General features: G+C 52.2%; 27 protein-coding genes. 2 read left to right on the top strand and 25 right to left on the bottom strand.

Annotated features, from left to right (window positions below; all coding sequences use genetic code 11):
- Positions 1 to 60: 60 nt before the first annotated feature.
- The 3 genes from OCV63_RS03575 to OCV63_RS03565 all read right to left on the bottom strand — a co-directional run bounded on the left by OCV63_RS03575 (position 61) and on the right by OCV63_RS03565 (position 1,506).
- On the bottom strand, positions 61 to 369 hold the full coding sequence (locus OCV63_RS03575) for an ATP-binding protein (protein WP_158362054.1): 309 nt from the start codon (positions 367 to 369) through the stop codon (positions 61 to 63).
- Between the two features lie 10 nt (positions 370 to 379).
- Complete coding sequence (locus OCV63_RS03570) at positions 380 to 580, bottom strand: hypothetical protein (protein WP_158362053.1); 201 nt, start codon at positions 578 to 580, stop codon at positions 380 to 382.
- Positions 581 to 735: 155 nt separating this feature from the next.
- A complete protein-coding gene (locus tag OCV63_RS03565) occupies positions 736 to 1,506 on the bottom strand; it encodes an ATP-binding protein (RefSeq protein WP_158362052.1) in 771 nt (256 codons plus the stop codon).
- Between the two features lie 244 nt (positions 1,507 to 1,750).
- Here OCV63_RS03565 and OCV63_RS03560 point away from each other — a divergent pair, with 244 nt between their 5' ends.
- Entirely contained in the window at positions 1,751 to 2,341 is a 591-nt protein-coding gene (locus OCV63_RS03560) for a TetR/AcrR family transcriptional regulator (protein ID WP_158362051.1), read from the top strand.
- Positions 2,342 to 2,397: 56 nt separating this feature from the next.
- Here OCV63_RS03560 and OCV63_RS03555 read toward each other — a convergent pair whose 3' ends face one another.
- From OCV63_RS03555 to OCV63_RS03540, 4 genes are read right to left on the bottom strand one after another with little or no spacing between them, the layout of a single operon-like run.
- Positions 2,398 to 4,206 (bottom strand): ABC-F family ATP-binding cassette domain-containing protein, encoded by a 1,809-nt coding sequence (locus tag OCV63_RS03555; protein WP_158362050.1) that lies wholly within the window; start codon positions 4,204 to 4,206, stop codon positions 2,398 to 2,400.
- A 20-nt stretch (positions 4,207 to 4,226) separates the two neighbouring features.
- The gene (recG, locus tag OCV63_RS03550) at positions 4,227 to 6,284 is read right to left on the bottom strand and encodes an ATP-dependent DNA helicase RecG (protein WP_158362049.1); all 2,058 of its coding nucleotides are present in this window, start codon (positions 6,282 to 6,284) and stop codon (positions 4,227 to 4,229) included.
- Between the two features lie 3 nt (positions 6,285 to 6,287).
- Positions 6,288 to 7,928 (bottom strand): DAK2 domain-containing protein, encoded by a 1,641-nt coding sequence (locus tag OCV63_RS03545; protein ID WP_262670627.1) that lies wholly within the window; start codon positions 7,926 to 7,928, stop codon positions 6,288 to 6,290.
- Between the two features lie 25 nt (positions 7,929 to 7,953).
- Positions 7,954 to 8,310: an Asp23/Gls24 family envelope stress response protein gene (locus OCV63_RS03540; protein WP_158362048.1), complete on the bottom strand. Its 357-nt coding sequence runs from the start codon at positions 8,308 to 8,310 to the stop codon at positions 7,954 to 7,956.
- A gap of 244 nt (positions 8,311 to 8,554) precedes the next feature.
- On the opposite strand from OCV63_RS03540, the gene rpmB reads away from it, so the two are divergent.
- Complete coding sequence (rpmB, locus tag OCV63_RS03535) at positions 8,555 to 8,740, top strand: 50S ribosomal protein L28 (protein WP_158362047.1); 186 nt, start codon at positions 8,555 to 8,557, stop codon at positions 8,738 to 8,740.
- A gap of 93 nt (positions 8,741 to 8,833) precedes the next feature.
- Here rpmB and OCV63_RS03530 read toward each other — a convergent pair whose 3' ends face one another.
- From OCV63_RS03530 to cmk, 18 genes are all read right to left on the bottom strand, one after another.
- Positions 8,834 to 9,763, bottom strand: coding sequence for a hypothetical protein (locus OCV63_RS03530; RefSeq protein WP_158362046.1), 930 nt, complete (start codon positions 9,761 to 9,763; stop codon positions 8,834 to 8,836).
- Between the two features lie 14 nt (positions 9,764 to 9,777).
- Positions 9,778 to 9,939, bottom strand: a complete 162-nt coding sequence (locus OCV63_RS03525; RefSeq protein ID WP_178038553.1) for a hypothetical protein — start codon at positions 9,937 to 9,939, stop codon at positions 9,778 to 9,780.
- 121 nt (positions 9,940 to 10,060) lie between these two features.
- Positions 10,061 to 10,477, bottom strand: a complete 417-nt coding sequence (locus OCV63_RS03520) for a GerW family sporulation protein (protein ID WP_158362045.1) — start codon at positions 10,475 to 10,477, stop codon at positions 10,061 to 10,063.
- A 138-nt stretch (positions 10,478 to 10,615) separates the two neighbouring features.
- Entirely contained in the window at positions 10,616 to 11,572 is a 957-nt protein-coding gene (locus OCV63_RS03515) for a DUF2953 domain-containing protein (RefSeq protein ID WP_158362044.1), read from the bottom strand.
- Positions 11,573 to 11,576: 4 nt separating this feature from the next.
- On the bottom strand, positions 11,577 to 11,921 hold the full coding sequence (locus OCV63_RS03510) for a hypothetical protein (protein ID WP_158362043.1): 345 nt from the start codon (positions 11,919 to 11,921) through the stop codon (positions 11,577 to 11,579).
- Between the two features lie 94 nt (positions 11,922 to 12,015).
- On the bottom strand, positions 12,016 to 12,468 hold the full coding sequence (locus OCV63_RS03505; protein ID WP_158362042.1) for an NUDIX hydrolase: 453 nt from the start codon (positions 12,466 to 12,468) through the stop codon (positions 12,016 to 12,018).
- An 87-nt stretch (positions 12,469 to 12,555) separates the two neighbouring features.
- Positions 12,556 to 14,067 (bottom strand): peptidoglycan D,D-transpeptidase FtsI family protein, encoded by a 1,512-nt coding sequence (locus OCV63_RS03500; RefSeq protein WP_262670626.1) that lies wholly within the window; start codon positions 14,065 to 14,067, stop codon positions 12,556 to 12,558.
- Positions 14,000 to 15,376 carry an FtsW/RodA/SpoVE family cell cycle protein gene (locus OCV63_RS03495; protein ID WP_158362041.1) on the bottom strand — a complete coding sequence of 459 codons (1,377 nt, stop codon included), beginning with the start codon at positions 15,374 to 15,376 and terminating at the stop codon, positions 14,000 to 14,002. The genes OCV63_RS03500 and OCV63_RS03495 overlap by 68 nt, the downstream gene beginning before the upstream one ends.
- Positions 15,377 to 15,380: 4 nt before the next feature.
- Positions 15,381 to 17,609 carry a U32 family peptidase gene (locus OCV63_RS03490; RefSeq protein WP_158362040.1) on the bottom strand — a complete coding sequence of 743 codons (2,229 nt, stop codon included), beginning with the start codon at positions 17,607 to 17,609 and terminating at the stop codon, positions 15,381 to 15,383.
- A gap of 118 nt (positions 17,610 to 17,727) precedes the next feature.
- Complete coding sequence (locus OCV63_RS03485) at positions 17,728 to 18,171, bottom strand: cell division protein ZapA (RefSeq protein ID WP_158362039.1); 444 nt, start codon at positions 18,169 to 18,171, stop codon at positions 17,728 to 17,730.
- Between the two features lie 29 nt (positions 18,172 to 18,200).
- Positions 18,201 to 19,211: a Holliday junction branch migration DNA helicase RuvB gene (gene ruvB, locus OCV63_RS03480; protein ID WP_158362038.1), complete on the bottom strand. Its 1,011-nt coding sequence runs from the start codon at positions 19,209 to 19,211 to the stop codon at positions 18,201 to 18,203.
- A gap of 12 nt (positions 19,212 to 19,223) precedes the next feature.
- The gene (gene ruvA, locus OCV63_RS03475) at positions 19,224 to 19,850 is read right to left on the bottom strand and encodes a Holliday junction branch migration protein RuvA (RefSeq protein WP_158362037.1); all 627 of its coding nucleotides are present in this window, start codon (positions 19,848 to 19,850) and stop codon (positions 19,224 to 19,226) included.
- Entirely contained in the window at positions 19,847 to 20,797 is a 951-nt protein-coding gene (locus OCV63_RS03470) for an RnfABCDGE type electron transport complex subunit D (protein WP_158362036.1), read from the bottom strand. The genes ruvA and OCV63_RS03470 overlap by 4 nt, the downstream gene beginning before the upstream one ends.
- A 15-nt stretch (positions 20,798 to 20,812) precedes the next feature.
- Positions 20,813 to 22,123: an electron transport complex subunit RsxC gene (gene rsxC / locus OCV63_RS03465; RefSeq protein WP_158362035.1), complete on the bottom strand. Its 1,311-nt coding sequence runs from the start codon at positions 22,121 to 22,123 to the stop codon at positions 20,813 to 20,815.
- A 26-nt stretch (positions 22,124 to 22,149) separates the two neighbouring features.
- Positions 22,150 to 23,073 carry a putative ABC transporter permease gene (locus OCV63_RS03460; RefSeq protein WP_158362034.1) on the bottom strand — a complete coding sequence of 308 codons (924 nt, stop codon included), beginning with the start codon at positions 23,071 to 23,073 and terminating at the stop codon, positions 22,150 to 22,152.
- 140 nt (positions 23,074 to 23,213) lie between these two features.
- Positions 23,214 to 24,323 carry a 30S ribosomal protein S1 gene (rpsA, locus tag OCV63_RS03455; RefSeq protein ID WP_158362033.1) on the bottom strand — a complete coding sequence of 370 codons (1,110 nt, stop codon included), beginning with the start codon at positions 24,321 to 24,323 and terminating at the stop codon, positions 23,214 to 23,216.
- Positions 24,304 to 25,155, bottom strand: coding sequence for a 4-hydroxy-3-methylbut-2-enyl diphosphate reductase (gene ispH, locus OCV63_RS03450; RefSeq protein WP_158362032.1), 852 nt, complete (start codon positions 25,153 to 25,155; stop codon positions 24,304 to 24,306). Before ispH ends, rpsA begins: the two co-directional genes overlap by 20 nt.
- An 11-nt stretch (positions 25,156 to 25,166) precedes the next feature.
- Positions 25,167 to 25,823 (bottom strand): (d)CMP kinase, encoded by a 657-nt coding sequence (cmk, locus tag OCV63_RS03445; RefSeq protein ID WP_158362031.1) that lies wholly within the window; start codon positions 25,821 to 25,823, stop codon positions 25,167 to 25,169.
- Position 25,824 lies beyond the last annotated feature (1 nt).

The raw sequence follows: 25,824 nt of genomic DNA, 5'->3' as shown, positions 1-25,824 counted from the left end.
TTCACCTGAAAAAGCCAGAACAAAGATCTGATCGACTCTGTCCTGGCTTTTAAAGACTTGTTATATCTGCGTCCTGCAGATCTTCTTTGCTGCCTGATCAAGCTCACTGTTCTCCAAAATCAGCTTTTGGCCAAGCAGCGCTGCCTTTGTGAGTTCTGGCTCTACAGGCAGAACTGCCAGTATCCGCTCAGGATCTCCTATGGCCTGCTCCAGCACTTTCCTGCTTTCCTCGTCCACCTTATTCAATACATAATACACGGGTTTTTGAAGTCTTCCACTCAGCTCTCCTATCTTCACCGCAAGCTTGATTCCGTTCTTTTCTGTGTAATACCCTTTCGGAATATCACTAAGCTTCCACCCTTTCCACATACAGATATTTTCATTTTGCCACCTCCTCAAGATACAGGGACAGATGCACGTCACCCGGTATTGCAAAACCGCACTGATCGCAGATGCTTTCTCCCACAGTCTGCCCATCCCGTATAAATAGCTCTATCACGCCTCCGCATTTGGGGCAGTCAATCTCTTCAATCGTCATCATACCGCGTGTTTCCTGGCATGTAGGTAATACATCACTCATTTTCGCACCTGCTTTCTATCCGAGTTTCGTAATTTCTCGCAAGCCGGAAGATACATCTGCCCTGGAACTTGTGTCAGGTTATTCTTTGCGTATTCCAGCTTCATATTTGATACGACCTTTCTTTTCCCTTTCCATTTTTTGGCTGTTCCTTCCGACTACAGTTCCAGCTTTTCCACAATCTCCTGAAGGGCTTTCCTCACTGGAGAGTCCATGGGAAGCTGTACAATGGGCTTTCCATCGCAGTCAAAGCGGTAAATCATATCGTCATGAGGCACTACTCCAAGGAGCTCCAGGTTCTGATTTTGTATCTCTTCCAGTGTTCCGGCATCCAGATTCCCCTCCGGAGCCCGGTTGATAATCAGTCCCACCTTCTTTGGCTTAAAATTCAGCTTCTTCATCAAAGCAGCAATCCGTCCGGCTGCCTGCACGCCTCTCCTGGAACAGTCGCTGACTAAAATTGCGATCTCCATCATCGGCAGGAGCCCACGGCTTACATGCTCCATTCCTGCCTCATTGTCCACCACCACATAAGGGTAATGGCTCTGCAGCTTCTGCACCTGCGTTTGAACCAGGCCATTCACGAAGCAGTAGCAGCCTTGTCCCTGACTGCGCCCCATGACCATCAGATCAAAGTCATCCTCCTCTGTAAGGGCGTCTGCCAGCCGGGCCTCCAGATAATCCTTTTTCGTTACCCCGACGGGAATCTTATACCGGCTGTCCGATCCCGCCCGCTCGATCTCCTCCCGGAGCTCTCCAAGGGTGATGCCCGCCTCCACGCCAAGCACCTCATTGAGATTTGAGTTGGCATCCGCATCCACGGCCAGAACCGGCTTCTTCCCGCTCTGGCAGAGATACTGAATCAAAAGGCCGGTAAGCGTGGTCTTTCCCACACCGCCTTTGCCGGCTACTGCAATCACATGTCCCATATCCTCTCCATCCTTTCCTGTGCCAAATCCACATTTTCCTGCGTTCAGCAATTATTCTGCTGCCGTCCTGATACAGGGTGTTCTTTTTATAAACAATATGTTGATTTTCTTTACAAACTGATTATAATAAAAGTATCAGAAAATACAATCATCAATTTAAAGCTGTCTGTAGGTTTCTGAACAGTTTTCCGTATTCTGTTCAGAAACTCTCCAATAGAAATCATCGAAAAAGGAGGAAATTCCCATGCCGGAAAAGACACAGAAAGAAGACCGGAGGACGCGTTATACCCGCCAGGTCATAAAGGAAGCATTTTTAAAGCTCCTGGAAGAAAAGGAATATCCCAAAATCACAGTCACTGAGATCTGCAGGCTTGCGGAAATCAACCGGGGAACCTTCTATCTCCACTATTATGATACTGCCGATGTGCTGGATGATCTTCTAAGCGAAATCCTGAAAGAAACCACCAGCGTCATCGACCATGTCTTCTGCCCTGCAAGAGCCTCCGGGAACTGCTCCTATCCTTTCTGTGACAGGCTGCACAGCAGCGACCGATATCAGGCGCTTTTTCTCGACGACACCATCTCCGCACAAATCATAGAAAAAATGGCGGAAACGACAAAAGAAGACTATGTGACCTGGCTGATGTCACACAGTCTCCTTACCTTTGAAGAAGCCGAAGCCATTTTTTATTTCCAGATGAACGGCTGTCTGTCCATCAATAAAGTCATGCTGCGCAATCACTGCTCCGACTGGAAAAAGATACAGCGGGCCATCGATCAGTTTATCCGCGCGGGGCTGGAATCATTTCTGATCCGGGATCAGAGGGAATCGTGATCCGCATTTCATTCGATAACGGCGTTTTGTCTGTCAATATTCTCCTTGCCACGCACCTACTGGGCGTCAATTTTTTCCTTCAGCTCCGTCAGGTACATCCAGCGCTCCATCTTCTCATCCAGAAGGCTCTGCGTCTCTTCCTTTTCCTTCGTAAGCTCCGTTAAGCGGCTATACTGGCTGGCATGGGCAATCATTTCTTTATCCAGCTCCTCGATCTTTGCTTCCAGCACGGCGATATCGTCCTCGATGGTATCGAATTCCTTCTGTTCCTTGTAGGTGAATTTCAGCTTCTTCTCACCCTTGTCCCAGGTGGCTTTCTTTTTTCCGCCGGGTTCGGAAGCTCCCGCTACTTTTATGCTCTTTAAAGCGCCGCCAAAATCCGTCCCTGCCGCGCCATGCTCCCGGGCCAGGGCTTCCATGTAGTCGGTATAGCCGCCCTCGTACTGGCGGAAATGACCGTTGCCGTCGAAGGCGAAGATCCGATCCACCACATTGTCCAGGAAATATCGATCGTGGGAAACGAGAATCCCGATTCCAATAAAGGAATTCAGATAATCCTCCAGAATCGTCAGTGTGGGAATATCCAGTTCGTTGCTGACCTCGTCCATAACCAGCACATTGGGGCCGGTCTGCAGAACGCCTAAGAGATACAGCCGCCGCTTCTCCCCACCAGAGAGCTTTCCGATGGGCGCGTACTGCATATCCGGTGTAAACAGAAAGCGTTCCAGCATCTGGGACGCCGTAATCCGTCCGTCCCGGGTGGGAATGTACTCGGCAATATCCTTCACGTAGTCGATAACCCGCTGATTTTCATCCATTTCCGGCAGCTCCTGGGCGAAATAGCCAAGCTTGATCGTCTCGCCCACCTCCACATCGCCTGAATCCGGCGGGATCTGCCCTGCTATCATTTTCAGCAAAGTAGACTTTCCGCAGCCATTCGGGCCAACAAACGCGATCGTCTGATTTTTCAGAAAAATATAGGTAAAATCCTCAACAATCCTTCGGCCCTCGTATTCCTTGGATACGTGGTGCAGCTCAATGGTCTTTTTGCCCATGCGGGTTTCGACCGAATCCAGCTCCACGGTTTTATCAAAGACCGGAGCCCTTCCGGCCTTCAACGCTTCCAGCCGATCCAGTCTCGCCTGCTGCTTGGTGGTCCGGGCCCTGCAGCCTCTGGCCGCCCATTCCAGCTCCATGCGGAGAATGCTCTGCCGCTTCCGCTCGGTGGCCAACTCCATTTCCTCCCGCTTTGCCTTCAGCTCCAGGAAGCCTGAATAGTTGGCCTGATAGCTGTAGAGCTTTCCCCGGCTGATTTCCAGAATCCGATTGGTAACCCGATCCAGGAAATAACGGTCATGGGTTACCAGAATCACGGTTCCCCGGAATTTTCGAAGATAGGTTTCCAGCCAGCGGATCATTTCCTCGTCCAGATGGTTGGTAGGCTCGTCCAGAATCAGGATATCCGCCGGAAGCAACAAAGTCCGCGCCAGGGCCACCCGTTTCTTCTGCCCGCCGGACAGGGTCTCGATCCGCGCCTCCGGATCCGGGACGCCCAGGGTATTCAGCATATTTTTCGCATCGTACTCGGTGACTTCGCCGCCTGCCACGCAGGACAGCACCGTCGCGCCCTCGGGAAAGGTATTGGCCTGGGATAAAAACGCCAGCTTCACGCCATTCTGCATGATCACCTGACCCTTATCCGGCTCCTCTGTTCCTGCGATAATCCGGAGCAAAGTAGTTTTTCCGGTTCCGTTGATCCCGATGATACCTATCTTCTCATTCTCCTGAATTCCGCAGGAAATATCGTCAAAAATCCATTTATCTCCGTAAAGCTTGCTTACGTGCTCAATATTTAAAATGTTCATAGTACTTCTGTCTTTTCTCCTTACAAACTCATCCGCTCCAGCCCCGCTCTCCGGTACTCCGAAAGCTTCTCCCGAAGCCCCCGGTGCTCCGCAAGACTCAGATCCGGATCCTGCTTCTCCAGCTTTGCCGCTTCCTCGCTGGCTGCCTGCAGGATCAACGCGTCGGTGAAAATGTCCCCTATCCTGAATTCCAGGATCCCGCTCTGACGGACGCCGAACAGATCGCCCGGCCCCCTTAGCTTCAGGTCCTCAGACGCAATATAAAAGCCGTCATTGGAGCGGTTCAGGATCTCCAGCCGCTTTCTGGTTTCCTTGCTGTCGGATCCGCTCACGAAGATACAATAGGACTGGTGGCTTCCACGTCCCACGCGTCCCCGGAGCTGATGAAGCTGGGCCAGGCCGAAGCGCTCCGCGTTCTCCACCATCATGACGGTAGCGTTCGGCACATTGACGCCCACCTCGATAACCGTCGTAGAGACCAGCACCTGGATTTCGCCAGCCGCGAACCGTTCCATGATGTCGTTTTTCTCTGCCGCCTTCATTTTCCCGTGCAGATATTCGATTGTGATACCTGCAGCCAGCTCTTTTCGAAGCTTCTCCGTATAATCCACCACATTTTCGATCTCGATTTCCGGATTTTCCTCTACCATGGGACAGATGATATACACCTGCCGTCCGGCTGCCACCTCCCGCTCGATAAAGCGGTAGGCCTTGGGACGGTAGCTCTCATCTACCACGCAGTTTTTGATAGGCAGACGGTTGGCCGGAAGCTCGTCGATGACGGAGATATCCAGATCCCCGTAAATGATAATCGCCAGCGTCCGGGGAATGGGTGTGGCGCTCATAACCAGCACATGGGGATGCAGACCCTTTCCTGCCAGTGTCTCCCGCTGGCGGACGCCGAAACGGTGCTGCTCATCGGTCACCACCAACCCTAAGCGGGCATACTGCACCTTTTCCTGAATCAGCGCATGAGTTCCGACGATAATCCGCGCCTCGCCGCTTTCGATACGGGCGTAGGCTTCCCGCTTTTCCTTTGCCGTCATGGATCCGGTCAGCAGCTCCACACAGTCCTCCATCGAAAGCCCCAGAAGCAGCTCCCGGATGCTTTCCGCATGCTGCCTTGCCAGAACCTCGGTCGGGGCCATCATTGCTCCCTGAAAACCGCTTTCCACCGCCGAAAGCAGGGCAAGCAGCGCCAGCACCGTCTTGCCCGATCCCACGTCACCCTGTACCAGACGGTTCATGACCGTCTCTCCGGCCAAATCGGACTGTATCTCCTGCCAGACCCGCTTCTGGGCTCCGGTCAGCTCATAGGGAAGGGAAGAAAGCAAGGTTTCAACCGCCGCTCCCGGACGAATCACACAGGCATTGACCGTGTCTTCGGTCTGCTCCTTCATCTGACGTAAGGCCAGGATAAACAAAAAGAACTCATCAAACACCAGCCGTTTCCGGGCCAGCAGCAGATCTTCCCGTTTCACCGGAAAATGAATGGTTCGCAGCGCGAAGTTATATTCGGCTAACTGTTGCTCATTCCGGATATGCTCCGGCAGATACTCCGGATCCAGCGCCAGCTCGTCCAATGCCTGCCGCACTGCCTTTGTCACAGTTTTATTGGAGAGCCCTCCGGTAAGTCCGTAGACCGGCTGCATGGTGCCCAGAAGCTTTTCATAATCCTCCGGCGTGTAAATCTCCGGCTGATCCATGGAAAGCCGTTCCTTTTTCTTCTGTACCCGGCCCCGGAAAATATAGGTCCGGCCCGGCAGCAGGCTGTTGCGCAGATACGGCATATTGAACCAGGACAGGCTGAGGCGGATTCCGTTCTCCGTAAGCACTGCCGTGGTAATATGATACCGGCCCGCCTTCTTTCCCTCCGGCGTCCGGTGAAGCATGGCCGTCACCGCCTGTACTCTGTCCGGCTCCAGGTCAGCGAAATTCTTCGGCTTTTCGTATACGTCATATGTTCTCGGATAGTAAGACAAAAGCTCTCCCACCGTGTCGACCCCGACACGGTGAAAGAGCGCTGCTGTCTTTTCTCCAACGCCCTTCAGGGCTGTAATTGGGGAAGCTGTATTCATCGTCTACTCCACAGATACTACATAATAGTAAATGGGCTGTCCGCCAAAATGAACCTCGACGTCGCAGTCATGGTACAGATCGCTTAATTTCTCGCCCAACTTCTCTGCGTCCTCTTTCTTCACATCCTCGCCATAATAGATACTGATCAGCTCGGAATCCTCATCGATCAGCTCTTTAAACATATCCAGCGTGGTCTGCTCTACGTCCTCGCCCACTGCCAGAATCGCGTGATCGCCGATACCCATAATATTTCCTTCTTTGATCTCTTTGTCATCAATGTGAGTATCACGCACTGCGTAAGTCACCTGACCGGTCTTCACGTTGGCCAGCTCCTCGGTCATACGGGCCTCGTTTTCCTCTGCACTGGAATCCGGCATAAAGTTGATCATGGCCGTAATTCCCTGGGGAACCGTCTTGGTGGGGATAACGATGATATCCTTATCCTCACAGAGAGCCTTCGCCTGGTTTGCAGCCAGAATAATGTTCTTATTGTTCGGCAGAATAAAGATGTGTTCTGCATTTACCTTGTCAATGGCATTGAGCATATCCTCGGTGCTGGGGTTCATGGTCTGACCGCCCTCGATCAGGTAATCCACGCCAAGACCCTTGAAGATCTCACCGATACCCTCGCCGATGGATACGGAGATAAAGCCCATCTCCTTTCTCGGCTCTTCTGCCTTCTGCTGCGCCGCAATCTTGGAAGCGTCCTTAATCAGCTTCTCCTCATGCTCCTCGCGCATATTGTCAATCTTCAGGCGGGACAGGGAGCCATAGGTCAGCGCCTTCTCAATGGCCTGGCCCGGATGATTCGTATGTACATGAATCTTTACGATATCATCATCTGCCACGCATACGATGGAATCACCGATGGACTCCAGGAAAGCCTTAAACTCCATCTCGTCCTTATGCTCAAACTTCTTATCTAATACGATAATAAACTCGGTACAGTAACCGAACTTGATTTCAGCCTCTGTCTCCGCGCTGATCTTCACCGGAGCGGACTTCGGCGCTTCAAAGGTGTAATCCACCTCTTTTCCCAGATAAGCGTCATAAGCGCCTTTCAGAACCTCTACCAGACCCTGTCCGCCGGAGTCTACTACGCCTGCCTCCTTCAGAACCGGTAAGAGATCCGGCGTGGTAGCCAGTACACGCTCTGCCTCCTCAATGATACCGGAGAAAAATACATCCAGATCCTCTTCCTCCAGAGCAAGCTCCGCCGCCTTATCAGCCGCTCCTCTTGCTACGGTCAGAATGGTTCCCTCCTTGGGCTTCATAACTGCCTTATAGGCCGTCTCTACCGCCTTCTGGAAGGCGTTGGAAATAATCATAACGTCCAGTGTCTCGTAACCCTTAATTCCCTTTGTAAAGCCGCGGAGCAGCTGGGACAGGATTACGCCGGAATTTCCGCGGGCTCCCCGTAAGGAACCGGAGGAGATCGCCTTCGCTACTGTCTCCATGGTACGCTCGGACAGGTTATTCACCTCGGAAGCCGCAGACATAATGGTCAGCGTCATGTTCGTTCCCGTATCGCCGTCCGGCACCGGAAATACATTCAGCTCGTTGATCCACTCTTTTTTCGCTTCCAGGTTCTTAGCTCCGGCTAAAAACATCTTTGTAAGCGTGTTTACCTCTATTGTTTTCATAATGACAAAAAACTCCTCCTGAAAATTAGTCTATGACTCTGACACCTTCTACAAAGATGTTGATTTTCTCAATCGTCATTCCGGTGAACTCCTCCACCTTGTACTTTACATTGCTCATCAGATTGTCGGATACAGCGGAAATGCTCACGCCGTAAGCCACGATTACATGGAAGGAAAGCGTAATCTTGTTATCGTTGATCTGTACGTTTACGCCGCGGGTCAGGTTGTCTCCCTTCAGGAGCTTTACCAGTCCGTCTTTCATATTTACCATGGCCATTCCAACGATACCGAAGCACTCTACCGCTACGGAACCTGCATATCTGGCAATAACTTCCGGGTCAATCATGACCGCGCCCATCTGCGTATTCATAAGTCCCTTCATTATCATTACCTCCACTCTTATTTTAATTCACCAAAAAAGCCTGTGCCCTCCTTTTTCTCATCAGATGACACAGATATAGTGTATTATAACCTGTTTTTGCCGGAAAAGAAAGCTATTTTTCATACTTTCTAAAAAATTGTAATATTTTTAAATTTCCACTTGCAAAATATAGTGGTATCTGCTAAAATAACCTATGTTGCGAGCCTATATATAGGTTCACTATCGTTCAAGAGGAGGTGCAAACATGGCAAAGTGTGCAATCTGTGAAAAAGGCGCTCATTTCGGAAACAACGTCAGCCATTCACATAGACGTTCCAACAAGATGTGGAAATCCAATGTTAAGTCTGTAAAGGTTAAGGTGAACGGCGCTGCCAGAAAGATGTATGTATGTACATCCTGTCTGAAGTCCGGAGCAGTTGAGAGAGCTTAAGTTTGAGATTGAAAAATTAGGAGCAGCCTGTGCCGCTCCTTTTTTTGTTGCCTTTTTACTGGAAATTCTCCTCTGCGTCTGTTGCCTGTTTCCTTATTTTATCAATACAGCCCCGATGAACCACAGCACATACACATGAGCCGGATAAAATACGTAATAAAAGTATTTCCGGAACTGCGGTGACAGCTTCTCCCGCTTCCGCTTCTTTTTGCTGTAACCAAGCCGCCCATTGCAGGCAAGCACCAGCGGCAGAGCGAAAATCATCAGCCACTGGAAATCATTGTGAAACATATGGGACAGATCGAACATCGGTCGGAAGGACGCTCCCCAGAGCACCAGTCCCGTCATAATCTCCATCAGGGCTACCAGCACGTCGTGTCCTACCAAGGAAAATATTCTTCCCCAGAGGCCAAAGGCAGAATTCACAAAGAACACCAGAAAGATGCCCAGATAGCCAAGAACCATTCTTTTCTTGCTCTTGTCCTCCTTTGTAAAATAAAACAGAACACCCATCAGCACATACATCAGAGCCCCTTCACAGGTCAGAGCGCTTCCCAGTACGGCAGAACCGAAGTTCAGCACTGCGTAGGGCACTTCGACCACCTCATAAAGTCCGGCCCACACGCCTGCGATGGATATCTGGTAAAAAATGTAAGTGAACCAGATTTTCGTTTTCCGTTTCGGATGACGGTTCGCGTATTCTATCAGATCCACCAGAAAGGCGGACGCAAACAGGGTTGCGAACATATTGGTGGTAACGGCTGTGACCAGGCCGGTCTTCTGGGCCACCACAGACATCAGGAGGTTGAAGGCTGCCAGGGCGACGCTGGCGATATAGAGCCGTCGGAAATACGATTTCTTATCCCTGGTGTTCGTGAGGCTCCAGGCCATGCAGTAAAAGAACAGCGGCGCGGATAGCTTTCCGATCCACTGCAGGAACACCGGCATACCCGGAATCAGCGCCCCGATGTATCCAAGCGCCATCGTGACCAGCGCTATCCGTTTCAGTATCGTTACAGACATTTTCTATCTTCCTCTTATCTTCCGCATTTTCCTCCGGACGAGAACAGATTGTACCCGACGATCATCAGGGAAAAGGCCGCCAATGCCCGCACAAACCAGCCGTTGACCGGCATAAAAAAGGTTGTCAGGATTCCGACACCTATCCAGAACATCACAAAACCAAGCAGCTGTTTCATATCGGCTCCCGGCATGGGTTTTCTTATTCTATTCTATGTCCTTTTTTTCGAAATGTGTATCCTGGCTGATACACCTTGCAGATTTTTCCTTCTCCGTACTTTGTCCGGAATCTGCCTTCGACTATTCCGCCTCTGTCTCCGGCTCTTCCTTCTCGATCACATCTACCGCGTCCTGAATGGCGTCCGCCACCGGGCTCTCCTTCTTGGTTCCGCCTGCTGCAAACTTATTCACGAAATCCGGCACCATATCGAGAATCTTCGTTACGGTATCCTGATTCTTCACGTTGACCAGCTTGGTGACACCGCCTGAGATCACCAGAATGGCGCTGGGGGAAATCTTCGCTCCCATACCGCCGCCCGCGTTCTGCTTCTTGTCGCCCGCGAAGGCTCCGGCTCCCACGCCAAAGGATACGTCCACCAGTGGCAGGATGATGGTGTCGCCGATGGTTACTGCGTCGCCGACTACGGTCTTGGTGGTAATAAAACTGTCCATTCCCTTGAACAGGGATTCCACTGTGGTATCAAAGGTATTGTTCATGAGAAAGCCTCCTTATTTTATCTTCTATTATTATCATTTTTATAATGCTTCCCTACTGCCAGAGCCACTTACACCTGATGTATCCGGAAAAGCACAACAAGATTCCGCATGCTTTTCGCGCCTGCTTGTCAGATCGCCTCAGGTCACCATCCGGTATACAAACCGTACATTCTTATCCCGATATAACTTCCACGCTATCCGCACGATAGTTATCAGCCGGATACGGCCTTTCAGATACAGCTCACCCTCCAGCACGCTCTCCTGAAAATCAGGAACTACCTTCACATTATCCATGAAAAGCGGATAAAATATACTGATGCCGCCCAGGATTTCTCCGGTCAGCGCCGGATCGTCCGTACCGAAATGCAGGTCGCCCCACACCCTTTTCGGCAGCAATTTGCCAAGCAGAACCCTGAGCTGACTCCAGGCGAGGCCAAGCGCCGCCCTGGTACGGTCGTCGGTGGCAAAGCGTTTCATTCGCTTTATTTTAACATAGAACTGGTGGAATGTATATTTAAGTTTTTTTAATTTTTTCGGGATGGAACTCAAAAACCGCCAGGTGGCTTTCAGAAAGTCCACCAGCATTTTCAAAAAAACGGTGATTTTTCTGAGAACACCAAAGGGCTTCTGCTGCTTACGGGCAGGGTCTGAATCCAGTTCTTCTGTTTTCTCTTCTGCTGGCTCTATATAGGTCTCTTCTTCCGAAAACTCAGTTTTATCCAGTGCCGTCCCTATCTGATTTTTATTAGGATCTGTCACCTGTCCGGCCGCGTCACTCGTTTCCTCCACATCCGGGAACGCCTCTTCCGCTCCGTCCTGAATCTCCTCCTCATCCGCCAGAAAATCCTTCACGGTAAAAATAAGCACTTTCAGCTTCGCCGACAGCTTCCCATCCCGGAAGCTCACCGGCACACGCACCAGATGGAGCAGCCAGTGTACCTTCGCCTCTACAAAAAATTCCTCTTTCTTTTTTACATGGGCCTCATACCGAACCGGTATCAAAAGAAGCAATGCCAGGATCCATAGCGCAATCCCCAGCACCGCTGCAAGAATGAGCAGTACGATTTTCAAGATGGCAAAGATTATATGCAGCATACTGTCAGTTCTCCGTCCTGCCAAAGTATTCCCGCACGGCAAAGCCGCCGGTCTTCCGATAGATGTCGTCTATCATCCGCTGTACCAGCTCCAGGGCCTCTTCATAGCCCGACGCGATTCCCACCACATAGAGATCCTGCTTATAAAAGGCGGGCTGCTTCAGATGAGCCGCATGAAAAATGTCGAACAGATTCTCCCGGTTGGAGGCCAGGGTGATGAAGTAAATACTGACCATTCCGACTCCACGGTTGGCCTTTTTTATAATCTTATCCTTTTTTTTTGCCGTCTTATCGCTCAGATAAAGATTTTCCGCCCACTGCATCCGCAAATCCTCTTCCTGCATTCTCATACCATAGCAGTTCTCGATCCGCGACTCTTCTATGGTCCTGAATTTGAAAAATGAGGGCATCGAAATTCATCCACGACACCCTCTTTTTCTCTTGTTAGAAATATTTTTTATTGCCCCAGAGATTACTTTTTTTCAGATCCAGATATTCATTGTAGGCCCGCTCCAGAATCTGCTTCTCATTGGAAAACTTCAGCAGATGATAGGCCTCGTGATACTTATAATATCCTGAATCTACAAAATACTCCTCGCGCTGTGGTTTACTGTAATAATTGTCTGCCATCATCAGATACCAGTGGACGTCCTTCTCTACCGTGTCCTCCGGCACTGTAAATGAATACTGGCTCTTGCCAATATACTTGATAATCGCAGCATCTACGCCTGTTTCCTCGCGCACTTCTCTTAACGCCGTTTCTTTAAACTCTTCTCCCGGCTCTACAGTCCCCTTCGGCAGCACCCAGCCCTCGTACCGATTCTTATAATTCTTGTACAAAAGCAGAATCTTGCCTCGAAATATTACCACACCGCCACAACTGGTTGCTTCAATCATTGCAAAACCTCCTGTCCTGGTGCGTTCAAAAACTAGGTATAGTATACTGCTTTTTTTGAAATTTGACAAGCGTTTGTTAAGGCTTCCTTACTCGGTTCCGTTCATCAGATCGTTCAGGGCCTTATTTCCATACCATTCCTGGAAGATCTGGCGGGCGATGGGAACTGCGTACTCGCTGCCGCTTCCGCGCTCTTCTACCAGCACGCAGACTGCGATATCCCGATCTCCGGTGTCGGAAAAGCCCACAAACCAGGCGTGGCTCTTGCTCTTATCACTGGTATACTCAGCCGTCCCGGTCTTACCTGCAATCTCAAAGCCCAGGTCTTTCAGTTTGCTTCCGGTTCCGCTCTCCACCACGGCCTTCATGTATTCGGTCAGTGTGGCAGCCTCGTCCGCCGTCATCAGGGAGCCGTATTCCTCGGTATCGAAGGTTTTTACCGTCGCGCCCCTGGCGCTTCGCACCTCTTCCAGCAGATAGGGCTTCATCAGCACGCCGTCATTGGCAATGGCACTGCCGATCAGGGCCATATGAAGGGGCGACACCACGGTCTTTCCCTGGCCGATGGCCGTCATCATCTGCTCCGCAGGTGTGGCATCCGTCTTCAGGGAAAAGGAACTCTTCGAATAGGTCAGCGGCGACGGCAGTTCTGTATTAAACAGCAGCTCTTCACAGGTGTTTTTAAATAAACTCTCATCCAGCGACAGACCGATGGTCGCAAAGGCCGAGTTACAGGACTTTGCGAAAGCCTTCGTCAGATCCTCAGATCCGTGGGCCTTCTTATTATAACAGCTGATGGTATAATTGCCCTCCGTCACATTTCCCTTACAGTTATAGGAAAAGTCGGCATAGGAATCCGGATTTTCCCGCATATATTCCAGGAGCGTCACGATCTTGAATGTGGATCCCGGCGCGTAAAGTCCCTGAGTCGCACGGTTATAAAGGACGCTGCCGCTCTCGGAAGAGCTCTCCGCTGTCAGCGTGTCCCATTTCTCATTGATAGTGCCCGGATCGTAGTCGGGCTTGGACACCATAGCCAGTACCCGTCCCGTGGAAGCCTCCAGCACCACCACCGCACCCTGGTTCTTGCCCAGAGCGTCGTAGGCCGTCCGCTGCAGATCGATGTCCAGGGTGGTCACCACGTCGTCACCCTGATTTTTCACATTTTTCACCTGATTTTTCAACTGTTCCGTCGGGGAGATACTGGATGTCAGCAGGTAATAATTAGCTAACTGCTCAATGCCCGTATTGCCCCGGGTGGAATATCCCACCACATGGGCGAACAAGTTCGCGTAAGGGTATTCCCGGGTCTCCGCGCCGTCGGATGCCACCTTGGTTTCTGCCAGCACCGTGCCGTCCGAGGACAGGATATTGCCCCGGATATTCCGCTCTGCAAAAGCGTCCAGTCTGGAATTATAAGGATTATTGATTACCTCCGGGCTTAAGACCGCGTCAAAATAGATGAGGTACCCGATCATCAGCGCAAACAGGCCGATGAACAGATAGGTGATCACCGCCAGCTCATGATTTTTTTTATTTTTTGTCCTGCTCGTTTTTGGTCCGTTTTGCTTTTCTTGCTTTGGCTGCTCGTTCTTTTTCAATCTGCAAATCCTCGTCTTCTTTTAAGAGATACATGCCCTGAATGATATAAAACATCAGGATGCTGGATACCAGGGAGCTTCCGCCGTAGCTCACCAGCGGCAGGGTCACGCCTGTGGACGGAATAAACCGGATGGCTCCACCGATGGTCAGGAACACCTGAAAACCGTACAGGGTTCCGAAGCCCAGTGCCGTATATTTGTAAAACCGATTCTTGATCTGCATGGCGATATTGATGAACATGATAAAGCAGCTCATGCAAATCAGAATCAGGCAGACCGCGAAGATACCGCCCAGCTCCTCAGCGATGGCGGAAAAGATAAAGTCCTGCTCCACCACCGGGATCTTATTGGGCATGCCCAAATTCAGTCCCATACCGAACCACCGTCCCGTTCCGATGGCAAAGAGAGACTGGGTGATCTGGTAGCCCTCATTTTCTATGACGCTGAAAGGGTCTGTCCAGGCCAGCACCCGGACCCGCACATGGGCAAACAGATGATAGCCGATGATCGCTGCCACCGAACCGGCCCCCAGGCCAGCCAAAAAATACAGGGGCTTCTTCGTAGCCACATAGAGCATGACCAGATAGGTCACAAAGAACAGAAGCGCGCCGCCCAGGTCGCTGGAGGCCACCAGCACCAACACATGGGCCGCCGCCAGAATGGTCGTCCGCACCACATCTGAGAATTCCGTACTTTTACTCAGCATGGCCGCCACAAAAAATACAAAGGTGATTTTCACGAACTCACTGGGCTGGAACACGAATTTTCCAATGACCAATGACAGCTTTGCGCCTGAAGTCGTCTTACCGACAACCGCTACGGCCATCAGAAGCGCCAGGCCACACAGCCCGTAGAGCCACGGAAGCTTCTGCAAAAACGCGCATTTTCGAATCAGTACCGGCACAATCAGGGCCACTGCCAGCGCCACCGCCGCAATCTGAAACTGCCGCACTGCCTTGTCATAGGACAACCGCGTCAGCATAATAAAGCCGATGGCCAGCAGCAGACACATATTGTTCAGCACCAGTCTGTTTACCTTCGGATAGATAATCCTCGTGAATACCAGCACCGCCTGCAGCAGAAAAAACTGAAAAGCGTAGAACACCGCCAGCTTCATTTCCCCGGTCTGCATATACAGAACCACAAAGGCCAGGGCATGAATCAGAAACAGGTTCAGAATCTGCAGCCGGAAGCCGTGGCGCACCTCCTCCTGATCCCGCTTTCGCAGCACGGAATAGCTTAAGGACGTGTAAAGCGCAATCAGGATAATAAATGCATATTTGGATAAATCAGTAATCAATAAGACCATATACTTACTGTACTCCCCGTTTTAAATGTCCCTTCGTGTAGCTGTACTCCGGTTTCCGTCCGGGCGCGTCGCCGCAAAATACATCCACGTAATCCTTCAGGATCCGGCGCAGTTCTTTCCGACTCTCCAGGGTAAAACAAAGACGTAAGGACTCCGGCGCAATCCGCTCAATCTCTTCCTTATTGTTCAGAAGTGACAGCGGCTCGCTGTTGTAAATTACATTATAGCAGTAGCGGCAGTAATTGACAGCCGGAAATTCCTTCTTGTAGCGATCCACCAGCATCCGCACCGTCTCTTTGTGATCGCAGCGCTCCACCGTCCGGTGAAGACAGCCCGCCGAAGTCATCAGCGGCAGATAGCCGTAGGCCACAAGCTCGGCGCCGTCGGCTCCCCGCTCCCGCAGCTCCCGGTCATTCAGCTCCAGGGGAAGAGTCTCCCCTGTAATTCCCTGTTTTTTCCAGAATATGCTTGCCTCGCGATTCCAGCTATACAGATTATGATCGCCAATCAGCGGCAGTTCCAGACCCTGCTTTTTTACAAATTCCAGCTCTTCCAGATTTTTCAGCACCAGACCGTCTAAGCCAGCATTCCTTAAGAGCTCCATCCGCTCCTCAAACCACTGTCTGGCCGGCGTCCGGAAAATGGCCGGCAGCACCAGCAGGCACTCTTTTCCTGCCTCATGGCAGGCCTCTGCATACTCCGGAAGTTTCTGGAAATCCAGCTTTTCGCTGGTCAGATAGATGGCCCGCACCTCCGGGAAATCCAGCACTTCGTTCAGATAATCCGCCTGTTCCAACTGTACTCGAAGCGGAAAATGAGCGGACTTCTGCGATTTTTTAGCGCTGCCTCTCTCTGCCTTTTTGGACATACGGGCTTCCGGAAGTCCTTCCGCTGTTCTACGCGTTCCCGCCGTACACTGCTCCATTAGCTTCTCCAGCGCTTCCCGGCGCATCCGGTTCAACTGGCCGTTTGGACAAAAGATATCGCCATCCATTTGAATGGACAGCTTTCCGAATGTGAAGGGTGTATCGCCGGTCTTCTGAAGCTGCTTGCGGATATCCGCCTCGGTCATGGGCTGGTTTTTCGGTACCTGGCCGGCTTCCCCCTCTACGTGGACCTCCGCCTCCCGATACCGGACGGTAAGCTCTGAAGGCCTTTCCAGAGAAATCTGAAAGCTGCCCTCAATGGTCTCCTTTTTATCCTTGTCCAAATATTCTTTTTTGATCTCCTGAAGAAGGGCCTCGTACCGCTGCTTTTCCTGCATGGCCTTCTTCCCCTTCTCCTCGAAATGGCTGGGCCTGGTCAGGGAAATCATATCCCGGCCATTGTGTACCTGATAATAGCCTCTGGAAAAGCCGCCCCGGTTATAAAGGGCCTGGAGCTCGCCGTAATCCCTCGGATCCACATGATACTTTTCCGCACCGTATTCCAGATAGCAGTCGAGATATTTTCGATAGACCCGTACCACGCCCGCCGTGTACTCGGGCCGCTTCATCCGTCCCTCGATCTTCAGAGAACAGACGCCTGCCTTCAGAATCTCCGGCAGAATTTCGATGGTACACATGTCCTTTGGGCTTAAGATGTATTCTTCTCCCTTTTTACCAAGCAGCTTTCCGTCCCCTTCCAGCTGATAGGGCAGGCGACAGGGCTGGGCGCACCGGCCCCGGTTGCCGCTGCGGCCGCCGAACATGCTGCTCATCAGACACTGGCCGGAATAACAATAGCAGAGGGCTCCATGGATAAAACTCTCGATCTCCACATCCACCGTATCGTGGATCCGCTGTATTTCCTGTAAGGACAGCTCCCGGGCCGTCACCACCCGGGTGGCTCCCTGCTTTTTCAGAAATTCTGCTCCCTCCGCGCCCAGAACCGTCATCTGGGTGCTGGCATGAATATCCAGATCCGGGAAGTTCTCGCGGATATAGGAAAAGACGCCCATATCCTGGACAATGACCGCATCCAGGCCGCTCTCATAATAAGGCTTCAAATAAGTACCCAGCTCTTCCAGCTCTGCGTCCTTCAAAAGCGTATTGACCGTCAGGTACAGGTCACAGCCGTGCAGATGGGCGAATTCGATGGCTTCGCACAGGCCCTTCTCATCCGGATTCTCCGCATAGGCCCGCGCGCCAAACCTGGTACCGCCGATATAGACGGCGTCCGCTCCTGCATTGACCGCGGCTCGCAGACTCTCAAAGGATCCTGCCGGAGCCAGAAGCTCTGTCTGATGTCTCATGTCTCTTCCTCCACTGTTTTAGTTCTGTAAATAGAATCTCGCCCGGAGGGCTTTTCATGGAACAGGTTTCCTATTTCATGAAAAGGACGCCAAAAATCCGTCTGGCGCCCTCCCCCCTTTATCTCTGTGTGTTATTTCCGTTTTTCTGATTGCCGTTATTCGCGGCATTCACGGCATTATTCTGCTTTCCCTCATGCTGCTCATTCCTGCGGTTATTCTGTCCGGATCCTGCCTTCTTCTCTTTTTTCAGATTCTCTATCTCCAGCTGAGCTTCAATCAGGTCATGCCGGACGCTGTACAACTCCCGCTCCTTCTTCTCCAGCTCCGCCGTCAGCCTCTCGGCCTGATTCTTGGCTTTGAAATAATCGTCCGCCAGGTTCATGCTGAGCATCAACTGCCGCTGGTCACTGCTCTGCTTCCGGTAATTTTCCGTATTGTGGCACTGGGTCATTTTCTCATTGATATAGACTGCTATCTGATGCATGTATTCCTGACTCTCGTAGCCGCTGATCTTGTAGACCCGGCCATCGACCACCACTTCCACTGCGTTCTTCATCGCCATTATGTTCACGTCCTTTGACTTTTTGGATATTATAACATACTACCGCCCTCCGGCACAACACCCAGGTGATGATATCCTAACTCCGTGACCACCCGGCCCCGGGGCGTCCGGTTGATGAAGCCCTTCTTGATCAGATAGGGCTCGTACACATCCTCAATGGTGCCGGAATCCTCGCCGATGGCCGCCGCCAAAGTGTCCAGTCCCACCGGGCCGCCCATGAATTTCTCAATCATGGTCATAAGAATCCGCCGGTCAATCTGATCGAGACCGTAGCGATCCACCTCCAGCAGATCCAACGCGAAATCCGCAATCTCCTTCGTGATCTTCCCGTCGTATTTGACCTGAGCGAAATCGCGCACCCGCTTCAGAAGCCGGTTCGCCAGACGCGGCGTTCCCCGGGAACGTCTTGCCAGCTCCAACGCACCTTGCGGATCGATTTCCACCCCCAGCACATCCGCCGAGCGCTCTACGATGGTCTGCAGCTCCTCATCTGTATAGAATTCCAGGTGATGTACCACACCGAAGCGATCCCGCAGAGGTGCAGTCAGCAGTCCCGCCCGGGTCGTCGCTCCAATCAGGGTAAAATGCGGCAAATCCAGCCGGATAGACCGGGCTGAGGCGCCCTTTCCGATGACGATATCGATGGCGAAGTCCTCCATGGCCGGGTACAGCACTTCCTCTACCTGCCGATTCAGCCTGTGGATCTCGTCCACAAAGAGTACGTCGCCCTCGGACAGGTTATTGAGAATCGCCGCTATCTCCCCCGGCTTTTCGATAGCCGGACCGGAGGTCACCTTCAAATGAACGCCCATCTCATTGGCGATAATACCGGCCAATGTGGTCTTGCCCAGCCCCGGTGGGCCGTAGAACAGCACATGATCCAGGGATTCTCCCCGGGCTTTGGCTGCCTGAATATAGATTTTCAGATTTTCTTTGGCCTTCTCCTGGCCGATATATTCATTCAGCGTCTGAGGCCGCAGATTGTAATCTGTGCGGATATCCTCCTCCATGGCCTCCGTTGCAATGATCCGTTTTCCCATCTACTTTGTCTCCTAGAAGCTGATATATTTAAGCGCCGCCTTTAAAATATCCTCTACACTCATGCCGTCCGCTGCTTCTACCTTCCGCACGGCCTTCAATGATTCGGAAGCCGAGTAACCGAGAGCCGTCAACGCCTCCACCGCTTCGTTTCTCGCCTCGCTCAAATCCGACGCTGCGCCCGCGGCCGCCTTGGTCTGTTGGTTCTCCAGGCGCGCCTCAAAGGCCTCCTCGAGACTTAATTTATCCTTCAGCTCCAGAATCAGCTTCTGAGCCGTCTTGATTCCGATACCAGGAGCCTTTGCGATGGCCTTCGCGTCGTCTGCCAGCACTGCAAAACGCAAATCGTCTGCCGACAGGGCTGTCAGCACACCGAGGGCCGCCTTTGGACCAATGCCATTGACTCCGAGAAGCTGCTGGAACAGCTTCCGATCCTCCTTCGTGAAAAAGCCAAACAGCACGAAGGCATCCTCCCGCACCTGCAGATGCGTATACAGGCGAAGTTCCTCGCCCACCGGAGGCAGCAGATCCAGATCCCGTCCGGAAAGGAGAATCCGATAGCCAATTCCTCCGCTCTCCAGAACTGCCACGCCTTCTTCCGGTTCTGTATAAGCTAAAGCACCTTTGATGTACGCAATCATGACTGTCTCCTGTTCTGTGAAACCTGTACCGGTTTTCTTCTTCCGAAGGGCTTCGGCACCGTCAGTTGTTCCATAAACGGCACGCACAGATTCGATACCAGGATTGCGTACACCATACCCTCTTCTATCCCGGCCAGCCGAAGTGCCGCCGTCATGACGCCAATCAGCACGCCGTACCAGATCTGTCCTTTTCTCGTAATCGGTGACGTCACACAGTCCGTCGCCACAAAGAATGAGCCCAGAATCAGGCCGCCTCCCAGAAACTGGGTGGTGAAATAGAGCTGATCAAAGCCCTTTCCAGCGCCGAGAAACAGCGTAATCAGGAAGGATGCCCCAATCGCCGCCGGAATCCGCAGATGAATGATACCAAAGGCCAGCAGCAGTACCGCGCCAATCAGAAGCATCAACGCTGAAACTGTACCGATACTGCCGTTGGTATTTCCCCAGAGCATGGGATACGGATCCACGGTCTGCCCGGATAAAAGCTGTCCCAGAAGCGTCCGGGAACCAAAGCTTCCAAAGCTGTAATCCTTCATATATTTCGGAAAAGCCAGAAACAGCAGGCAATAGCCTGAAAGGGCCGGGTTCAGCCGATTCTTTCCAAGGCCTCCGAAAGGCAGCTTAACCGCGCCGATGGCAAAGATACCGCCCAGCGCTCCCAGCCACAGAGGCGCGTTCACCGGCAGCATCAGAGCCAGCAGCACGCCTGTCACCATAGCGCTTCCATCTGTCACGGTCAGCGGCTTATCCCGAAAGGCCTCATAGGTAAATTCAGTAAGGGTACAGGTAACGATACAAATCAACAGGTGTAAAAGCACCCGCGGTCCAAAATGAAGGACGCCGAAAATCTCCGCGGGAAGAAGCGCCAGAAGCATCATCCGCATCATGCCCGCCGTCGTCATCGTTCCCTTTACATGAGGAAAGATCCATCTGTAGTTTTTTTCCATTGTATCATTTCCTCCTTATCTTCTGCCCTGGGCCAGCAGCTTCCGGCGCATCTCCTGGATGGAGGGGGCCAGCATTCTTCTAGCCGGGCATACAAAGCTGCAGCTTCCGCAGCCCAGACATTCCATACCGTTCATATCCCGGAACTCCTGCTCTTTTTCTGCCTCCGCCGCGTCCGCAAGCTTCGTGGGCAGCAAATGAATCGGGCAGGCCTCCGTACAGGCTCCACAGCGGATGCAGACACCCGCCTTATCCGTATAATCCTGGCTCATGCACAGGAATCCGGTCACTGTCTTGGTCACCGGCACGTCCAGGCTCTTCATGGCCACACCACGCATGGGACCGCCGCAGACAAACTTCTTCGGCGGCTTTGCGTAGCCCCCGGCTGCTTCCGGAAGTTCGGAAAAGCTGGTGCCGATGGGAATCAGCAGATTTTTCGGAGCCTTCAGCGCCTTTCCGGTCACAGTCACGGCCCGCCTGGTGACAGGACGCCCCAGCACTAGGGCCTCATAAATGGCATGCAGGGTCTCCACATTCAGTACGATACAGCCCGCGTCCGCCGGAAGCTGAGAAGAATTGATCTCCGCTCCGGTGCAGGCGTAAATCAGCATACGCTCCGCGCCCTGGGGATACTTGGTTTCCAGTACCCGAACCTCCATCCGGGATTCACTGCCGCTGGCCAGCTGGATCGCCGTGATGGCGTCCCGCTTATTGTCCTCGATGGCAAAGATACCGGTGGCACGCTCAAACAGGCTTAAGACGATCCGAAGTCCCTCTACCAGCTCCTCCGGCGACTCCAGCATTCTACGATAGTCACTGGTCATATAGGGCTCACATTCTGTACCGTTCACCAGCACATAACGGATGCGTTTGGGATTGCGGACTGCCAGCTTGATATGGGTCGGGAAACCGGCTCCGCCCATGCCGACTACGCCGGCGTCCCGAATCCGGCGCAGACGCTCGCTTGCTTCCATCTCCTGCCAGGGCCAGATCTCCGGATCCGGAATTCTCTCATACTGTCCGTCATTTTCTACCACGATAGACAGTATCTCCTTGCCGGATACCGTCTTTCTGGGCTCGATGGCCTTCACCGTACCGGACACGGATGCGTGTACCGGCGCGGAAATATCGCCGCTGGCCTTCGCCAGAAGCTGACCTTCCAGCACCCGGTCGCCCACTGTCACCACCGGCACGGCCGTGCCGCCGATATGCTGACGCAAGGGATAGACCAGATCGCCCTTCGGCCGGTATTCCTCCAATGCTTTCTCTCTCGTAAACCGTTTTCTCTTATGCGGAAAGACTCCGCCCTTAAACGTCACATGTGCCATGAATCCTTATCACTCCGGTATATAAATTACTTGTTGTCTTTTTCCAATTTCCGTACTGTACGCTCTTTCAGCGCCTGTGCCCGGGACTTCATGTTCGGGTACGCGTTCATGGTACGTCTGGTAAATACATTGCCCATGCCCTTCAGCCGCTCAAAGCGCTTCTGCGCCGCGCCAAACCGCTCTGTCAGCTCGGCCAGACGGCTCTCCTGACGGGCCTTGAAGTCCTCAGGAGACTCGCCTGCGAAGGCCACCATGGCGTTGACGCGGTTCTCCAGACGGCTCTTCAGCTCCGGCACATACTCAGGCAGGCGGTAATGGGCCAGACGGCCTTTGAGTTCTTCGGTGCTCTCATAGAGCTTTGTATTTTGGATGTACTCGTACAGCTCGTCCATAACTGCGTCCATATTCCGCAGCTTCTCGCCGATCTGCATGGCGTTCATATAGGACATGCCGAAATCCACCGCGTAGACCAGGGTCGCAATCCGTACCAGAAGCTCTCCGGTAGCTACGCTGTACAGCGCCACAATCCGTTCCACAAAGGGCTGAAATACATAAAAGAGAATCACGGAAAACGCCCCCCATCCCAGCGACGCCCCCAGGCAGATACGTCCCTGGAAATTATACTTGTTCTTGCTGTAATCCCACCAACTCGTATGGAACAGATTCTCCATCAGAACCGCCGTAACATATTCCAGAATCGTCGGTACGATGACACCGCCCAGATACAGCAGAAGGATATTGCCGGAAATGGGCTTCAGAATCAGATAGACGATGACGGCGCCGAAGCCGTAGATGGTGCAGACCGGCCCGGCCACAAAGCCTCGGTTGACCAGTTTCTTCTCTTTCACAGATACATAGGAGCTTTCCCAGAGCCATCCCAGGAAGCTATAGATATAAAACCAGTTGACGATATGATAGAGATCCTCACCGGCAATCCGTATATTCCACATGCTGTCTTCTCCTTGTGTACTTTACCCTAAATTGGGGGATTTCCTGTTCTGTTCAAAAGATGCCCGAACAAGACATGAGGACACGCACGCCCAAGTGCCTGTCCTCCCGTCTGTGTATATCCGTATAGAAAATACTATGCTTACTCTTCCTCAGCAGCTACTGCGTCGATGTCTACGTCCTCAACATCTCCTGCATTCTCATTGCTCTGCAGAGCCTTCATGCTCAGGGAAATCTTCTTATCCTCGCCGTTGAAATCTACAACCTTTGCCTCGATCTCCTGACCGATGCTCAATACGTCAGACGGCTTCTCCACATGCTCTCTGGAAATCTGGGATACGTGAAGCAGTGCGTCCACGCCCGGCTCCAGCTCTACGAATGCGCCGAAGTCTGTCATTCTTGCTACCTTACCGGTAACTACATTGCCTACTGCATACTTATCTGCAGCATACAGCCACGGATTCTGATCCTCGAACTTCAGGCTCAGGGCGATCTTGGTATCACGGATATCCTTAATCAGGACATTGAGCTTCTCGCCAACCTTGAATACCTTCTTCGGGTTCTCTACGCGTCCCCAGGACATCTCAGAGATATGAAGCAGACCGTCTGCTCCGCCCAGATCTACGAATGCACCGAAATCGGTTACGTTCTTAACAACGCCCTCTACCACATCGCCTACATGGATGCGCTCGAAGAGCTCTTTCTGCTTCTCTGCCTTCTCAGCAACGATCAGCTGCTTGCGGTTGCCGATGATACGGCCGCGGCGCGGATTGAACTCTGTAATTACGAAGCTGATCTCCTGGCCTTCATACTTAGCCAGATTCTTCTCATAGGTATCAGATACCAGGCTTGCCGGGATAAATACTCTGGACTCATCTACAACAACGCTTAAGCCGCCGTCCAGAACCTGGGTAACCGGTGCGGTCAGAACTTCCTCGTTCTCGAAAGCCTCTTTCAGACGCTTGCTGCCCTTCTCTGCTGCCAGACGCTTGTAGGTCAGGAGAACCTGTCCCTCGCCGTCATTTACCTTCAGAACCTTAACTTCCATCGTATCGCCTACATGGATCACTGTGGTCAGGTCTACCGGGCTGTTGCTGTACTCGCTCTTGGTCAGGATACCGTCGGATTTGTAGCCAATGTTCAAAATGGCTTCATCTTCTTTGACATCAATCACAGTGCCTTCGACAACCTCTCCGTTTCTTATTGTTTTCAGTGAACCTTCAAGCATTTGTTCAAAACTTAATTCTGACATGTTTTTGAACCTCCTCAATAATTTTGTTTGGGGTCGAAGCCCCTGCTGTAATACCTACGCAACGGATGGACTGCGATGTCTTCAAATCCAAATCATCAAGTGACTGTATATAGTAAGTATTTTCACATTCTTTTTTACATATTTCAAATAGCTTCTGAGTGTTTGAGCTGTGGCGTCCCCCGATCACAATCATTGCATCTACATCGGCTGCAATTTCCCGGGCTTCCGTCTGCCGCTCCTCTGTTGCACTACAGATCGTATTTAAAACAATTATATCATACCCCTTTTTTGAAATAATTTCAACTATATCTTCAAATTTATTGTAATTAAATGTCGTCTGGGATACGATACACAGCTTTTCACCCGCCGGAATCCTGAGGTTTTCCGCCTCTTCCGGGGATTCCACCACGTAAGAGGGCGCTTTGCACCAGCCCCGGATTCCTTCCACCTCCGGGTGTTTCGCATTTCCGATAATCAGGATACGCCGGCCGTTGGCCTCCTCCTTCTGGGCAATCCGGTGAATCTTTTTGACAAAGGGACAGGTGGCGTCCACCAGATTCACGCCCTGCCGCTCCAGCAGGTCATAGATTTCCTTTCCCACTCCGTGAGCCCGGATAATCACGGTGCCTCCGGTCAGTTTCTTCAGCTCCTCCAGGGAGTTCAGGACGCGGACGCCCTTTTTTTCCAGCTCCTGCACCACCATCTCATTGTGTACAATGGGGCCATAGGTGTAAATAGGGCCTTTCTCCTTCTCTATCTGTCCATATACCGTATCCACCGCCCGGCGCACGCCGAAGCAGAACCCGGCCGTCTTCGCAAGCCTTACTTCCATATGCGCCTCCTCTAGCGGATCAGGGCGGTAATCGCCTCAATCACCTCTTCGATGGTCATATCCGAGGAATCCACGTAAACCGCATCTTCCGCCTGACGAAGGGGCGCGAATTCCCGCTCCATATCCCGCTTGTCACGTTCCACGATGTCTGCCTCAATGGCTGCCAGATCGCAGCTCTCGCCCTTTTCAGTCAGCTCATCGTAACGACGCTTCGCGCGGCAGGCAGCGGAGGCCGTCAGATATACCTTTACATTGGCCTTCGGAAGCACATAGGTGCCAATATCCCGGCCGTCCATCACGACGTTTTCCCGCTCGGCCAGCTCTCTCTGAAGCTCCACCAGCTTCAGGCGCACGTCCCGGTTGACCGAAGACGCCGAAGCCATATTGCCTACCTCCTCGGTACGTAAGAAGCCGGTCACATTCTCCCCGTTCAGAAGCACCTGCTGGAGACCGTCCCGGTATACAATCGTAATGTCCGCGTCGCGGCTTGCCGCGCTGATCTTTTCACATTCGTCCGCCCGGATTCCCTGGCGCAGCAGATACAGCGCCATAGCCCGGTACATGGCTCCCGTGTCCACGTAAATGTAGCCCAGCTTCTTTGCTACTGCCTTGGCAATGGTACTTTTTCCTGCTCCCGCAGGTCCGTCAATCGCTATCTGATAACTCATA

This window comes from Laedolimicola ammoniilytica, from assembly GCF_025567165.1.
Taxonomy (GTDB): Bacteria; Bacillota; Clostridia; order Lachnospirales; family Lachnospiraceae; genus Laedolimicola; species Laedolimicola ammoniilytica.
Note: the sequence above shows the minus strand (reverse complement) of the source record. Positions and strands in the feature narration are given on the sequence as shown.

Bases quoted from the DNA above. Each gene is read 5' to 3' on its own strand.
- OCV63_RS03575 (WP_158362054.1), bottom strand. From the start codon at position 369: ATGTGGAAAGGGTGGAAGCTTAGTGATATTCCGAAAGGGTATTACACA.
- OCV63_RS03570 (WP_158362053.1), bottom strand. From the start codon at position 580: ATGAGTGATGTATTACCTACATGCCAGGAAACACGCGGTATGATGACG.
- OCV63_RS03565 (WP_158362052.1), bottom strand. From the start codon at position 1,506: ATGGGACATGTGATTGCAGTAGCCGGCAAAGGCGGTGTGGGAAAGACC.
- OCV63_RS03560 (WP_158362051.1), top strand. From the start codon at position 1,751: ATGCCGGAAAAGACACAGAAAGAAGACCGGAGGACGCGTTATACCCGC.
- OCV63_RS03555 (WP_158362050.1), bottom strand. From the start codon at position 4,206: ATGAACATTTTAAATATTGAGCACGTAAGCAAGCTTTACGGAGATAAA.
- recG (WP_158362049.1), bottom strand. From the start codon at position 6,284: ATGAATACAGCTTCCCCAATTACAGCCCTGAAGGGCGTTGGAGAAAAG.
- OCV63_RS03545 (WP_262670627.1), bottom strand. From the start codon at position 7,928: ATGAAAACAATAGAGGTAAACACGCTTACAAAGATGTTTTTAGCCGGA.
- OCV63_RS03540 (WP_158362048.1), bottom strand. From the start codon at position 8,310: ATGAAGGGACTTATGAATACGCAGATGGGCGCGGTCATGATTGACCCG.
- rpmB (WP_158362047.1), top strand. From the start codon at position 8,555: ATGGCAAAGTGTGCAATCTGTGAAAAAGGCGCTCATTTCGGAAACAAC.
- OCV63_RS03530 (WP_158362046.1), bottom strand. From the start codon at position 9,763: ATGTCTGTAACGATACTGAAACGGATAGCGCTGGTCACGATGGCGCTT.
- OCV63_RS03525 (WP_178038553.1), bottom strand. From the start codon at position 9,939: ATGAAACAGCTGCTTGGTTTTGTGATGTTCTGGATAGGTGTCGGAATC.
- OCV63_RS03520 (WP_158362045.1), bottom strand. From the start codon at position 10,477: ATGAACAATACCTTTGATACCACAGTGGAATCCCTGTTCAAGGGAATG.
- OCV63_RS03515 (WP_158362044.1), bottom strand. From the start codon at position 11,572: ATGCTGCATATAATCTTTGCCATCTTGAAAATCGTACTGCTCATTCTT.
- OCV63_RS03510 (WP_158362043.1), bottom strand. From the start codon at position 11,921: ATGAGAATGCAGGAAGAGGATTTGCGGATGCAGTGGGCGGAAAATCTT.
- OCV63_RS03505 (WP_158362042.1), bottom strand. From the start codon at position 12,468: ATGATTGAAGCAACCAGTTGTGGCGGTGTGGTAATATTTCGAGGCAAG.
- OCV63_RS03495 (WP_158362041.1), bottom strand. From the start codon at position 15,376: ATGGTCTTATTGATTACTGATTTATCCAAATATGCATTTATTATCCTG.
- OCV63_RS03490 (WP_158362040.1), bottom strand. From the start codon at position 17,609: ATGAGACATCAGACAGAGCTTCTGGCTCCGGCAGGATCCTTTGAGAGT.
- OCV63_RS03485 (WP_158362039.1), bottom strand. From the start codon at position 18,171: ATGGCGATGAAGAACGCAGTGGAAGTGGTGGTCGATGGCCGGGTCTAC.
- ruvB (WP_158362038.1), bottom strand. From the start codon at position 19,211: ATGGGAAAACGGATCATTGCAACGGAGGCCATGGAGGAGGATATCCGC.
- ruvA (WP_158362037.1), bottom strand. From the start codon at position 19,850: ATGATTGCGTACATCAAAGGTGCTTTAGCTTATACAGAACCGGAAGAA.
- OCV63_RS03470 (WP_158362036.1), bottom strand. From the start codon at position 20,797: ATGGAAAAAAACTACAGATGGATCTTTCCTCATGTAAAGGGAACGATG.
- rsxC (WP_158362035.1), bottom strand. From the start codon at position 22,123: ATGGCACATGTGACGTTTAAGGGCGGAGTCTTTCCGCATAAGAGAAAA.
- OCV63_RS03460 (WP_158362034.1), bottom strand. From the start codon at position 23,073: ATGTGGAATATACGGATTGCCGGTGAGGATCTCTATCATATCGTCAAC.
- rpsA (WP_158362033.1), bottom strand. From the start codon at position 24,323: ATGTCAGAATTAAGTTTTGAACAAATGCTTGAAGGTTCACTGAAAACA.
- ispH (WP_158362032.1), bottom strand. From the start codon at position 25,155: ATGGAAGTAAGGCTTGCGAAGACGGCCGGGTTCTGCTTCGGCGTGCGC.
- cmk (WP_158362031.1), bottom strand. From the start codon at position 25,823: ATGAGTTATCAGATAGCGATTGACGGACCTGCGGGAGCAGGAAAAAGT.